Source organism: Bacillus sp. AY3-1 (assembly GCF_008368785.1).
Classification (GTDB): Bacteria; Bacillota; Bacilli; order Bacillales; family Bacillaceae_G; genus Bacillus_A; species Bacillus_A wiedmannii.
Genome location: NZ_QORZ01000031.1, coordinates 1 through 12,851 on the forward strand (window position 1 = coordinate 1; position 12,851 = coordinate 12,851).

A 12,851-nucleotide genomic window follows, 5' to 3' on the forward strand; every position below is an offset into this window, starting at 1 on the left:
CTCAAGGTGCTCAAGGTAACACGGGTGCTACTGGACCTCAAGGTGTTCAAGGTAACACGGGCGCTACTGGTGCTACTGGACCTCAAGGTGCTCAAGGTAACACGGGTGCTACTGGCGCCACTGGTCAAGGAGCTACTGGACCTACTGGACCTTCTGGTGGACCTACTGGACCAACCGGGCCTACTGGACCTAGCTTCCCTGTAGCAACAATTGTTGTTACAAACAACATTCAACAAACAGTACTCCAATTTAACAACTTCATTTTTAATACTGCAATCAACGTAAACAACATTATCTTCAATGGCACAGATACAGTTACTGTTATCAACGCTGGTATTTATGTCATTAGCGTATCCATCTCTACAACTGCACCAGGATGTGCCCCACTTGGAGTAGGAATTTCAATAAATGGAGCAGTCGCAACTGACAACTTCTCTTCAAATCTAATAGGCGACTCACTTTCATTCACTACGATCGAAACATTAGCTGCCGGCGCAAACATTTCCGTCAAACCTACCCTTAGCGAAATTACAATTCCTGAAACAGGAAACACTAACATTCGCCTTACTGTATTTAGAATCGCTTAAATTTCACTATGTATCGTTTATGGCAAATAAAAAAAGAGCGAGAAATCCGCTCTTTTTTTGTTATGTACAATAATTCATTACTACTCTAATTCAATTGAAACATTTTTTTGTGGTACAAATGTAGAAATTGCATGTTTATAAATAAGCTGTTGCTTACCCTCTGTTTCCAGTAGGACTGTAAAATTATCAAATCCTTTAATTAATCCACGAAGCTGGAAACCATTTAATAAGTACAGCGTAACAAACGTATTTTCTTTACGGAGTTGATTTAAAAACTGATCTTGAATATTGATTGATTGCTTCATGTCGAATCCTCCTCTTTTTCTCTACTTACTATTATTCGACTTTAGTTGTAACTTTCCTTCTATGTATCGTAAAATTTCTGACGTTTTTTCACCGCCTGTAACATCAAACCACGTGACATCCATCTTATTACGGAACCACGTTAATTGACGCTTTGCATAACGACGTGAATTCGTCTTTAATTGTGATACCGCTTCTTCTAAAGAGACACGATCCTCAAAATAATCATATATCTCTTTATACCCAATCGCTTGAATAGATTGACAATCTCTTATCCCACGATTATACAGCCCTTTTACTTCCTCTAATAAACCTTGTTCCATCATTAAATCTACTCGTAAGTTAATGCGATCGTATAGCATTTCTCGATCCATTGTCAAGCCAATTAGTGAAACATCATATAATAACTCGTTTTCTTGTTTTTCGAGTTGTTCACTCATTTTTTCACCCGTCGTGTGGAAAATTTCTAACGCTCTAATGACACGACGTACATTATTTGCATGAATACGCTCAGCACTTTCTGGGTCTACTTCTTGTAATTTCTTATGTACATATTCCACACCACGTTCTAATGCTAACTTTTCCATTTGTTCTCGGTATATAGCATCGCCAGCATCATCCGTAAACTGATAATCGAATAAAACAGATTGTATATACAGACCAGTTCCACCAACGATAATTGGCAATTTACCACGCTCTGCAATCTCTCGAATATGCTTACGAACACGTTCTTGAAATTCGGCAACAGAAAATGATTCTTCCGGATTTTTTATATCGACCATATAATGCGGAATTCCATCCATCTCTTCTTTTGTCACCTTTGCAGTTCCAATATCCATCGTACGATAAATCTGCATGGAATCTCCACTTATAATTTCACCATTCAACGCTTTGGCAAGATCAATACTTAACTTCGTCTTTCCAACAGCAGTTGGTCCAATGATGACAGCAACTTTTTCACGTTGCACTTCTCCCATATCATTCAACTCTCTTTATGTAATGTACTCCATCTATTGATTATATCCAATCTTACCAATTTTAACGGCATGATTGCAAGTTCTTTCATTCCGGTACATGAAATTACAAATAAAAAAGAACATAGTTTGTCCAATTCCGCATATACATGATTAAAAATACCTTCGAGAGGATGAGTTGACTATGAAACAATCCACCATCAATTTTTCATCTTTAACAAAAGACCTTATTTTAGCTACTGCTACAAAAGAACAAAATTGTTCACAAGAAGAATTATATTTCGCCTTAAATTGTTTGCTACGTTCTTTTCATTCTACTCTCCAAGAAACAACATTACATCCAGAAAATAGAAATACAGAGTATATACAAAATCAATTTTGCAGTGCATATAAAATTATTACAGGTAAAACTATTTATCCTTTTCAATAATCCATAAAAAGCGGTTGCCTACATACTTTCAAGCAACCGCCTTTTATATTAATACATATACACTATTTGATTACTTTCACTTTTACAGATTTGCGCCCCCAGCTATCGGCACTACCATCTGAACCGACTAATACATCAATACGATTTCCTTTAATCGCACCACCAGTATCTCCAGCAATCGCTTCTCCATATCCTTCTACCCATACTTTTGATCCAAGCGGAATTACTTTAGGATCAACAGCAATTACTTTCATATTCGGATTTGCTGTTAAATCATGCCCCATTGCAGTTAATACACGACCACCATACGTACCATTCTCACTTGGGTGCGCTGTATACGCTGTCGCTTCTACTGTTATTTCACGTCCACCAGCAGGTGCACTTGTTTCAGTAGATTTCGTAACTTGTTTCGTAGTTGACTGCTGTTTTGCCACAGGTTTACTTGATTCTACATTTTTAACAGACTCTTTGCTCTTAACTACTTTATTATTTTTAACCGGCGTATTTACTCTTACTGGCGCCTCTTCTTGCGTTACAACTTCTTTCTTTTCAATTACAGGTGCCGTCCCTGTTAAAAATGGCATGTGAACATATCCTGTTTTTCCATTATAGTCAAATTGTAACCATTCATTTTGAACTTGATTTGTCGTTTCAATTACATCACCTTTATTCAGCTTACCAAGAATTTCAGAGTCAGTATTCGCTCCAGCACGAACATTTAACACGCCCGGCGTTACATAATATGTACTTTTTGTAAATTCAGCACTTACAAACGCTTCTTTACCATTTAATTTAATTTTTGCCCATCCGTTTTCTGTATTTATAACATCTAATTTATTTCCACTTAACATTTTACCTACAAGCTTTGACTCTACAGTTGGGTTTTCTCTAACATTTAATACGTCTGTTGTTACAATCGTTTCTGCTTTCGCAGAACCTGCAAAAATCCCAAGACCAAAAACTGCCGCCGTTGCTATACCTAATAATTTTTTCATGAATAGCCTCCATTTGCTTTGTTTTCGTATTTTCATTATAGCAACAGATTTTTAGGATTTTTAGAAATCACACAATTACAAACCATTCGTAATACACGATTAATGATTTGTAACATAAATTTCCATATTAATGAATTCCATTTCTAATAGAATCCCCAATAGTTTTCATATATTTTCCACATACTAGCCCAGAATTTTTTTCCAAAAAAATTACAGTATTACTTTTTTGTTACAAAAAACCATATTTCATTACATCTTTTACCAAAATCCATCATTCTCCAATTATTAATCTCCTTTTTTGTAATAAAAAAGAGCAGCTAATAAAAGCTACTCCTTTTTCATGTGTTATTTAACTTTCTTTTTCCAAATCCCCATCATAAGAGCTGAAATAACTGTCCCTATGAATATCGAGAAAATATATAACACCGGTTTATTTACTAATGCGATAACAAACAATCCACCATGCGGTGCTGGTAACGTAATTTGGAATAACATAGATAATGCACCCGCAACACTTGAACCAACAACACAACTTACTATTACTCGAATCGGATCTGCAGCTGCAAATGGAATCGCACCTTCTGTAATAAACGATGCTCCCATAATATAATTTGTTAAACCAGATTTACGTTCTGCTTCAGTAAATTTTGATTTAAAGAAAGTAGTTGCGAATGCAATCGCTAATGGTGGTACCATACCACCGGCCATAACAGCAGAGTGCACGCCAAAGTTCTGCGCTTCTATTGCAGCAATACCAAATGTAAATGCAGCTTTATTAATTGGACCACCCATATCAATTGCCATCATACCACCTAATATAAGACCTAGTAATATAGCATTTGTACCGTTCAAACCATTTAACCATCCTGTTAACATTTCATTCAATGCTACTACAGGCGGAATTACTACTTTTTGCATAACAACTCCTGTAATCAACAATCCAAAGACCGGATATAACAATACAGGTTTAATTCCTTCTAACTGTGCTGGTAATCCTGAAAATAATCTTTTCAATCCTAAAACAACATACCCAGCTAAGAAACCAGCAATTAATCCCCCTAAAAATCCAGCATTCGCATGTGCTGCTAAAAATCCACCGACAACACCAGGCATAAATCCTGGACGATCAGCAATAGAACTCGCAATAAATCCAGCTAAAATTGGTACGAGGAATAAAAACGCACCTGTTTTGCCTCCACCAATAGACATTAACAATTCAGCCAATGGTCCTTCTGCTTTTATACCACCAATCCAAAATGCTAGTGCAATTAAAATTCCTCCACCCACAACGAATGGAAGCATATTACTTACACCGTTCATTAAGTGCTTATAAATTCCTAACCCTTTTTCTTTCTCTGTACTTTCTGTCTTCCCATCTTCCTTTATTCCATTAAAGATTGGCGCGTCTTGTTTTACAGCTCGATTAAGAAGTGTTTCCGTTTTTCTAATCCCATCAGCGACTGGCACTTGAATAACATGCTTCCCAGCAAAACGGTTCATTTCTACTTGTTTATCTGCGGCAACGATAATAGCTGTTGCTCGTTCAATGTCCTCTTTCGTTAAAGCGTTTTTTATACCTGTTGATCCATTCGTTTCAACTTTAATCGCTATTCCTAGCTCTGCTGCTTTTGCTTTCAAGCTATCCGCTGCCATATAAGTGTGAGCGATTCCAGTTGGGCAAGCCGTAACTGCTAGTACGTATGGTTCATTTCCTTCTGGTTTTGCAACTTCAATGTCTTCTTCTTTTTCATTCTCTTTTTCATCAAATAAACGAAGAAGTTCCTCTTCATCCTTCGCTTCTAACAATTGCTTACGAAATCCTTCATCCATTAATAATGTAGATAGGCGCGATAACGTTTCTAAATGAGTATTATTCGCCCCTTCGCTCGCAGCAATCATAAAGAATAAATGTGCAGGCTGCCCATCAAGCGATTCATAGTTGATACCGCTTACACTTCTACCAAAACAAATCGCTGGTTGCTTAACAGCTTTTGTTTTCGCATGAGGTATTGCAATCCCTTCCCCTATTCCAGTCGTACTTTGTGACTCCCGCTTTAAAATAGCTTCTTTAAATTCCGCTTTACTATTTAAACGATTTGCGCCGTCTAATTTCTCAACTAATTCATCTATGACAGCTTCTTTATTTGAAGCTGTCAAATTCATAATAACTGTATCCCTTTTTAATAGTTCTGTAATTTTCATATGTTGTTTCCCCCTATCGCTTAGTTACAATTACTTGCGACAATAATTCTTCTACTTTTTCCTTTTCACATAAATCAGCTGAAAATGCTGTTGCACTCCCTGTTGCAACGCCATATTGAAATGCCTTTTCAATATCTTTTGTCTGTTCATATTTACCTACAAATCCTGCAACGAGAGAATCTCCGGCCCCGACCGAATTAATTACAACACCTTTTGGAACAGTTGCTTCATATATACCTTCTGCCGTAAATAATAAAGCCCCATCTCCAGCCATTGATACGATAACGTGCTCTACACCTTGTTCAACTAATTTTCTTCCAAACGGTAAAACATCTTCTACTGTTGAAATCTCTACTCCGAATAACTCACCAAGTTCATGATGATTAGGCTTTAGTAAAAATGGTTTATTTTTAATTACATGCTGCAGCGCACTTCCACTTGCATCGACTACTACGCGAATACCTTTCTCAGCTCCGAGCGCTGCGATTGATTCATAAAAAGTAGTTGAGATAGACGCCGGTACACTTCCAGCTAGTACAACACAATCTCCCTGCCTCATACTTTCAATTTGTTTCATTAATTGTTCAAATTGTTCATTTGTCACATTAGGACCTTGCCCATTTAATTCTGTCTCTTCTTGCCCTTTTATTTTCACATTAATTCGGGAAGCACCGTCTACTTGGACGAAGTTTGTTGTTACACCTTCCGCCTGTAATACATCTTTAATAAATCGACCGGTAAATCCACCAGTAAATCCAAGCGCTACATTTTCAACACCTAAACGATGAAGAACACGAGAAACGTTAATGCCTTTCCCTCCAGGAAATTTCATATCTTTCTCTGCTCGATTTACTGCGCCTAAATCGAAGGAATTAACTTGTACTACATAATCAATAGATGGGTTTAAAGTAACTGTATAGATCATTGTTTATCAGCCTCAATTACATTGGTTTGTCTTTTATATTTTTCTAAATCAATTTCTAAATAGTTTGTAATAATATTTGCTTCTTCAACATTGGCAATTTTCGCAAACGCAACTTCTGAAAACTTACTTTCATCAATTAAGAAATATCCTTCGTTTGCTAATGTTAATGCCATTTGTTTTAAAAGTGCCTCTTCTGGATCTGGAGTTGTAAAACCAAGCTGTTCATGCACACCATTCGCTCCTAAGAAACATTTATCAAAACGGTACTTCTGCATGCTTTCCTGTGCCATAGCACCAATTAAAGCTTTCGTCCTACTTTTCATCATTCCGCCTAGTAAATACGCACGAATATTATTTTCAACTAAAGCTTCAATATGCATAAGTCCATTCGTAACGACAGTAACATCTTTATTTATTAAAAATGGGATCATTTCAAATGTTGTACTTCCTGCATCTAAATAAATGCAATCACCTTGTTCAACAATGCTAGCCGCATAGTTAGCAATTTGTTGTTTTATTTGAATGTTTTTGGATGATTTTTCAACCATCGTTGGCTCTTGTCCTTTTCCTGTTAAAACAGCAGCACCACCATGAACTCTTTTTAATAACCTTTGCTTTTCCAATTGCGCTAAATCACGACGAATTGTTGATTCAGAGCTTTCTGTTCTTTCCACTAATTGCTGTAATTTAACAACCTTCTGCTCTTTTACAAGTTGCAATATCATTTGATGACGTTCAGGAGTTAACATTTTATTCACCTCTTCTTTGATTACAGTATAATGAAAACGATCACAAAAATCAACCATAAACATTCACAAATAACCAAAACCAGTCACAAACAGTTATAAACAACAAAAAAGAAACCCATTTGATTGTTATATCAAATGGGTTTCTTTTTTCGATTCACTTATAAAGAAGCTTTATATATACTTAAAACATCGTCTTTATTTAATTTTTTAAAGTTACCAAATTCACCATAAGCCATCGCTTTATCAGCCATTAAATCAATTTCATTTTCCCCAATACCGTAATCCGCTAACGTTACTGGTGCCTCAATTGAAGTCCAAAATTGACGTAACGCCTCAATTCCTTCTAACGCAATTTCTCGATCAGTCTTTTCATCTGTTTCTACATCGAATACGCGAATAGCAAACTGTTTAAAACGACTTACATTTTCATCTACAACACGCTTCATCCAGTTCGGGAATAAAATCGCAAGGCCACCCCCGTGTGGTATATCATGAACCGCAGAAACTGCATGTTCAATATTATGAGTCGCCCAATCTCCTTTTACTCCCATCGCTAAAATACCGTTTAACGCCATAGTACCGCAATATAAAATAGTTTCTCTATGCTCATAATTTTCTAAATCACTTAAAAGCTTAGGAGCAGTTTCAATTACTGTTTTTAAAACAGATTCACAATAACGATCTTGTAATTCTGTATTTGTTCCATGATGGAAGTATTGCTCTAATACGTGCGACATAATATCTACCATACCGTAAATTGTTTGATCCCTCGGCACAGACGCAGTATGAACTGGATCTAAAATCGAAAACTGCGGGAAAGTAACTGGGCTACCCCAGCCATATTTTTCATTCGTTTCCCAGTTTGTAATGACAGAGCCAGCATTCATTTCAGATCCTGTTGCCGCAAGCGTAAGTACCGTACCAAATGGTAACGCCTCACTAGCAATTGCTTTTTTCGTTACAATATCCCATACATCTCCATCATATTTGCTACCAGCAGCAATTGCTTTCGTACAGTCGATTACACTTCCTCCGCCAACCGCTAATATGAATTCGACACCATTATCTTTACAAATTTGAATCCCTTTCTTTACAGTTGATACACGAGGATTCGGTTCAACACCTGTCAATTCAAATATTTCCGCATTTATATCTTTTAAAATAGAAATTACATTATCATAAATACCGTTTCTTTTAATGCTGCCTCCCCCGTATACGAGAAGAACTTTTTTACCGAACTGTGGAATTTCAGTTTTTAACTGTTCCAATTGACCTTTACCGAAAATAAGTTTCGTTGGATTACGAAATACAAAATTTTGCATATCCCTTTACCATCCCTTCTATATGAAAAGCAACTATACTTTTGTATACCATATTTTTTTCATTTCACAAAAATATTTGCCTAACAAAAAAATCCCAGCCTAAAGGCTGAGATTTTTTATTGATAATACGGTGAGATCATTAAGTAAACAATAACACCAGATAAACTTACATATAACCAAATTGGCATCGTCCAACGTACAATTTTACGATGACGTGTTAATTGATTTGTAAAACCAAATACAAGTGCAAACAATGCAAGTGGTACAATAATTGCTGCCAGGATAATATGTGTAATTAAAATGATGAAATACACATATTTAATGAATCCTTCTCCGCCAAAATGTGTTGCTGGCGCCAAGTAATGATACGATAAATAAGAAACACAAAATAGCAACGTCGTTGTAAATGCTGCTAGGATGAAACCACGGTGCATTTTCACATTCTTCTTAATAATAGAGTATAAAGCTGCTAATAAGAATACGAACGTAAAGCTATTAAAAATTGCATTTAACATTGGTAAAATTGTTACATCAAAATGTACTTCTCCTTCATAGCCAACAGGTCCAAAGAACAAAAATAAAATAATCGCATTTACAATTACAGAAAGCGTTATCACAATAGGAGCATAGCTTTTCTGATTAGTTGATTGATCCACCAAAATGGTCACTCCTCTTCCTTCAAATATGTATATGTAACCTCACTATTTTAACATATTATTCACAGTGTAAATGTGACAATAGTTTGACACAGTAAGACAGCGCAAAGAAAAAAATCCTTCTTAATAAAACTTCTTAAGAAGGATTTTATCGCTTTATTATTTAAATAGCAATGTAATTAGTTTTTGTTAAAAAACGTATTGCTATATGCTTGATAAATTTCAGACACTTGATATCCCATTAAAGAAATTGCTGTTAATGAAAAGAAACCAATCATAAGAAATCGAAACCACATATAAATCTCCTCCTTGTATTTAGCTTAAAAAGCAGTCGCTATATTACAAGTTGAATGGCACTCTTCATCGTCACTTTCCTTTTTCTTTACAATTGCTGTTATAAATCGAATCATAAAGAAAATCACAAAAGGAAACTGTTCGTAATTTACCTTGGCATAGTTTGGCAACGGCTCGCGCTGCACATCGAACGGAGATGAGAAGGAATAGAACATACCTTGCTCTTCCATATATACAATTACAATTTTCATACAAAACATTATTCCTAGAAATGAAACAATATCTTGCCATTCTGTCGTATATAACAAGTTATACAGCTCTAGTACGTACTCTTCCATCGTCATCCCCCTTCCTTTTTTACCATTTTGCTCGCCTTCATATAAAAAGTCAAGAAAAAAGTTTATATCCACTATGACAATAGTAATTACTTGTTTCTATGATTATATATGATTCTTTTATAGCAATGATTGGGTGTAACTCTCTTCTAAAACAAGAAATTAGAATCGAACAGATTCCTCATTCTTGCTTTTAGGATTCAACAATGTACTATTTTTATTTCTATTAAAAATAAAATAAGAAATTATTATAAGAACAGTAACAAGCATTGTTAAAAGCGCTTGTGAACGTAAAGATTCAATTGCGAGCATGGCAACTAAAACTGCTATAATCGCAGTAATTGTAACATATGTTACATATGGAAAAAGCCACATTTTGACTTTCAAATTTTGTTGTTCCGCTTTCCCCATTTTTTTACGTATCTTGAAATGTGAAACTGCTATAACGAGATAAACGAGTAACGCAATCCCGCCAGATGCATTCACTAAAAATAAAAATACTTTATCTGGAGATATGTAACTAAAAACAACTCCAATGTAAGCAAAGAAAGTTCCAAATAAAACCGCCCGAACTGGAACACCACTACTATTCAATTTCAAAAATGCCTTTGGCGCGTCTCCTCTTTCTGCCATTGAAAAAAGCATTCTTGAGTTCGTATATAAACCCGAATTTAAACAAGAAAGTACAGCTGTTAAAACGATAAAGTTCATAATTTGTGCTGCCGCTGGTATCCCTATATGTTCCAGCACCGCCACAAACGGGCTTTTTAGTATGTTCGCTGAATTCCACGGAAGGAGTGTAACAACTACAGCAATCGATCCAATGAAAAATACGAGAATACGCCAAATTACACTATTTGTTGCTGTTTTTACTGCTTTTACAGGTTCGGCAGACTCTCCAGCGGCTACTGCGACAATCTCTGATCCCATAAATGAAAATATAACGACGGTAATTCCAAGTAGCACCGAACTTATACCATTTGGCATAAATCCTCCTTGCCCTACTAAATTCGAAGTGCCAGGTGCTTCCGTTCCTGGTACAAATCCTAAAATAACAGCGAGTCCAAGACAAAGGAACAAAACGATACTTATTACTTTAATAAATGAAAACCAATATTCAAACTCTCCAAATGATTTCACCGAAAAAACATTCGTCAATGTTAATAAAATCGTTAATATTAAGCTTAATAACCAGAGCGGGATTTCTGGAATCCAATATTGAATAATACCAGCACCTGCTGTAGCTTCTATCGCAATAACAATTACCCAGAAAAACCAATATAGCCACCCAATTGTATAACCCGCCCATGGACCAATTGCTTCTCTTGCATATGTTGCAAATGAACCACTTGTCGGGTTAATAGCTGCCATTTCCCCTAGCATTCTCATAACGAAAATGACTAGAAGTCCTGCTAATGCATATGAAACGATAGAACCTGGCCCTGCTGAATGCACAACCGCACCGCTTCCAACAAACAAACCAGCTCCTATTACGCCACCAATGGAAATCATTGTAATGTGGCGTATTTTGAGGTCTTTCTTAAGATTTTTATCCAACTCTTGTACATCCCCTTCCAAACTTAATTTTGAAATTTCCCCCGCATTAACGGGCAGTAAGACCCCCACCTCAAAATTCAGCGGAAGCAAAGAAGTTAGGTGGGAATCTACTGCCCGTAAAAGCCCGATTGGTGAGGGCTGATAATCAGCGGGGGATGAACAAAGCCCCACTGATTAAAGTTTCACTTTATGTAAGAGTATTATGCGAAAAATCTTGTCCTATACTTTAAAATATATCAAAATATTCTGAATTTAACAATCATAATTCGACCTCCTCCAAAAATTATTACATTAGGTTTAATAATTTTCCATACACAATTGTTGAGAAAATTATAGTCACCTTACAAAAGTTCAAATTTTCAGATATCATGAAATAAACAAGATTATACATCTAGACAACTTTTTGTATAGGAGTGTTGATATGTTAAACAAGTTCAAATTTATTTGTTGTACTTTAGTAATTTTCTTACTGCTACCGCTAGCTCCCTTCCAAGCACAAGCTGCAAACAATTTAGGATCAAAATTACTCGTTGGATACTGGCATAACTTCGATAACGGTACTGGTATTATTAAATTAAGGGACGTTTCACCAAAATGGGATGTAATCAATGTATCTTTCGGTGAAACTGGTGGTGATCGTTCCACTGTTGAATTTTCTCCTGTGTATGGTACAGATGCAGAGTTTAAATCAGATATTTCTTATTTAAAAAGTAAAGGTAAGAAAATAGTTCTTTCAATAGGTGGACAAAATGGGGTCGTTTTACTTCCTGACAATGCGGCTAAGCAACGTTTTATTAATTCCCTACAATCTCTGATCGATAAATACGGTTTTGATGGAATAGATATTGACCTTGAATCAGGTATTTACTTAAACGGAAATGACACTAATTTTAAAAACCCAACTACTCCTCAAATCGTAAATCTTATCTCAGCTATTCGAACAATCTCAGATCATTACGGTCCAGATTTTCTATTAAGCATGGCTCCTGAAACAGCTTATGTTCAAGGTGGTTATAGCGCATACGGAAGCATCTGGGGTGCTTATTTACCGATTATTTACGGAGTAAAAGACAAACTAACATACATTCACGTTCAACACTACAACGCTGGTAGCGGGATTGGAATGGACGGTAATAACTACAATCAAGGCACTGCAGACTACGAAGTCGCTATGGCAGATATGCTCTTACATGGTTTTCCTGTAGGTGGTAATGCAACTAACATTTTCCCAGCTCTTCGTTCGGATCAAGTCATGATTGGACTTCCTGCAGCACCAGCGGCCGCTCCAAGTGGCGGATATATTTCTCCAACTGAAATGAAAAAAGCTTTAGATTATATCATTAAAGGAATTCCTTTCGGAGGAAAGTATAAACTTTCAAATCAGAGTGGCTACCCTGCATTCCGCGGCCTAATGTCTTGGTCTATTAATTGGGATGCAAAAAACAACTTTGAATTCTCTAATAACTATAGAACATATTTTGATGCTATTCCCTTGAAAAAATAATAAAAAACAACAATAGGT

Annotated in this window: 13 protein-coding genes; 3 read left to right on the forward strand and 10 right to left on the reverse strand. The window is 36.0% G+C overall.

Translation table 11 applies throughout. The annotated features are described in order from the left end of the window. Positions 1–587, forward strand: a 587-nt coding sequence (locus DN389_RS26135; RefSeq protein WP_149237752.1) for a collagen-like protein, incomplete at its 5' end; no start/stop codon positions are given. 80 nt (positions 588–667) lie between these two features. Here the strand turns inward: DN389_RS26135 and hfq are convergent. After that, positions 668–892: an RNA chaperone Hfq gene (gene hfq / locus DN389_RS26140; protein WP_000813896.1), complete on the reverse strand. Its 225-nt coding sequence runs from the start codon at positions 890–892 to the stop codon at positions 668–670. Between the two features lie 21 nt (positions 893–913). Further along, positions 914–1,867 (reverse strand): tRNA (adenosine(37)-N6)-dimethylallyltransferase MiaA, encoded by a 954-nt coding sequence (gene miaA / locus DN389_RS26145; protein ID WP_046956541.1) that lies wholly within the window; start codon positions 1,865–1,867, stop codon positions 914–916. 181 nt (positions 1,868–2,048) lie between these two features. On the opposite strand from miaA, the gene DN389_RS26150 reads away from it, so the two are divergent. Then, positions 2,049–2,294 (forward strand): hypothetical protein, encoded by a 246-nt coding sequence (locus DN389_RS26150; protein WP_060487490.1) that lies wholly within the window; start codon positions 2,049–2,051, stop codon positions 2,292–2,294. Between the two features lie 62 nt (positions 2,295–2,356). On the opposite strand, the gene entD is transcribed toward DN389_RS26150, so the two are convergent. From entD to gabP, 8 genes are all read right to left on the reverse strand, one after another. Beyond that, positions 2,357–3,289, reverse strand: a complete 933-nt coding sequence (gene entD / locus DN389_RS26155; protein WP_098190051.1) for a cell wall-binding protein EntD — start codon at positions 3,287–3,289, stop codon at positions 2,357–2,359. Between the two features lie 345 nt (positions 3,290–3,634). Continuing rightward, complete coding sequence (locus DN389_RS26160) at positions 3,635–5,491, reverse strand: PTS fructose transporter subunit IIABC (RefSeq protein ID WP_149237753.1); 1,857 nt, start codon at positions 5,489–5,491, stop codon at positions 3,635–3,637. A 13-nt stretch (positions 5,492–5,504) separates the two neighbouring features. Then, entirely contained in the window at positions 5,505–6,416 is a 912-nt protein-coding gene (gene pfkB, locus DN389_RS26165) for a 1-phosphofructokinase (RefSeq protein ID WP_149237754.1), read from the reverse strand. After that, a complete protein-coding gene (locus DN389_RS26170; protein ID WP_088064242.1) occupies positions 6,413–7,165 on the reverse strand; it encodes a DeoR/GlpR family DNA-binding transcription regulator in 753 nt (250 codons plus the stop codon). Before DN389_RS26170 ends, pfkB begins: the two co-directional genes overlap by 4 nt. Before the next feature lie 158 nt (positions 7,166–7,323). Further along, positions 7,324–8,487: an iron-containing alcohol dehydrogenase gene (locus DN389_RS26175; protein ID WP_149237755.1), complete on the reverse strand. Its 1,164-nt coding sequence runs from the start codon at positions 8,485–8,487 to the stop codon at positions 7,324–7,326. 116 nt (positions 8,488–8,603) lie between these two features. Beyond that, positions 8,604–9,146 (reverse strand): DUF420 domain-containing protein, encoded by a 543-nt coding sequence (locus tag DN389_RS26180; RefSeq protein ID WP_000228316.1) that lies wholly within the window; start codon positions 9,144–9,146, stop codon positions 8,604–8,606. 317 nt (positions 9,147–9,463) lie between these two features. Next, positions 9,464–9,775: a hypothetical protein gene (locus DN389_RS26185; RefSeq protein ID WP_000393474.1), complete on the reverse strand. Its 312-nt coding sequence runs from the start codon at positions 9,773–9,775 to the stop codon at positions 9,464–9,466. 159 nt (positions 9,776–9,934) lie between these two features. Beyond that, positions 9,935–11,329 (reverse strand): GABA permease, encoded by a 1,395-nt coding sequence (gabP, locus tag DN389_RS26190; protein ID WP_000360103.1) that lies wholly within the window; start codon positions 11,327–11,329, stop codon positions 9,935–9,937. A gap of 421 nt (positions 11,330–11,750) precedes the next feature. On the opposite strand from gabP, the gene DN389_RS26200 reads away from it, so the two are divergent. Then, positions 11,751–12,833, forward strand: a complete 1,083-nt coding sequence (locus tag DN389_RS26200; RefSeq protein ID WP_149237756.1) for a chitinase — start codon at positions 11,751–11,753, stop codon at positions 12,831–12,833. Positions 12,834–12,851 lie beyond the last annotated feature (18 nt).

What these genes read in the sequence shown, in the direction of transcription:
- hfq (WP_000813896.1), bottom strand. Translation starts at nt 892, where the DNA reads ATGAAGCAATCAATCAATATTCAAGATCAGTTTTTAAATCAACTCCGT.
- miaA (WP_046956541.1), bottom strand. Translation starts at nt 1,867, where the DNA reads ATGGGAGAAGTGCAACGTGAAAAAGTTGCTGTCATCATTGGACCAACT.
- DN389_RS26150 (WP_060487490.1), top strand. Translation starts at nt 2,049, where the DNA reads ATGAAACAATCCACCATCAATTTTTCATCTTTAACAAAAGACCTTATT.
- entD (WP_098190051.1), bottom strand. Translation starts at nt 3,289, where the DNA reads ATGAAAAAATTATTAGGTATAGCAACGGCGGCAGTTTTTGGTCTTGGG.
- DN389_RS26160 (WP_149237753.1), bottom strand. Translation starts at nt 5,491, where the DNA reads ATGAAAATTACAGAACTATTAAAAAGGGATACAGTTATTATGAATTTG.
- pfkB (WP_149237754.1), bottom strand. Translation starts at nt 6,416, where the DNA reads ATGATCTATACAGTTACTTTAAACCCATCTATTGATTATGTAGTACAA.
- DN389_RS26170 (WP_088064242.1), bottom strand. Translation starts at nt 7,165, where the DNA reads ATGTTAACTCCTGAACGTCATCAAATGATATTGCAACTTGTAAAAGAG.
- DN389_RS26175 (WP_149237755.1), bottom strand. Translation starts at nt 8,487, where the DNA reads ATGCAAAATTTTGTATTTCGTAATCCAACGAAACTTATTTTCGGTAAA.
- DN389_RS26185 (WP_000393474.1), bottom strand. Translation starts at nt 9,775, where the DNA reads ATGGAAGAGTACGTACTAGAGCTGTATAACTTGTTATATACGACAGAA.
- DN389_RS26200 (WP_149237756.1), top strand. Translation starts at nt 11,751, where the DNA reads ATGTTAAACAAGTTCAAATTTATTTGTTGTACTTTAGTAATTTTCTTA.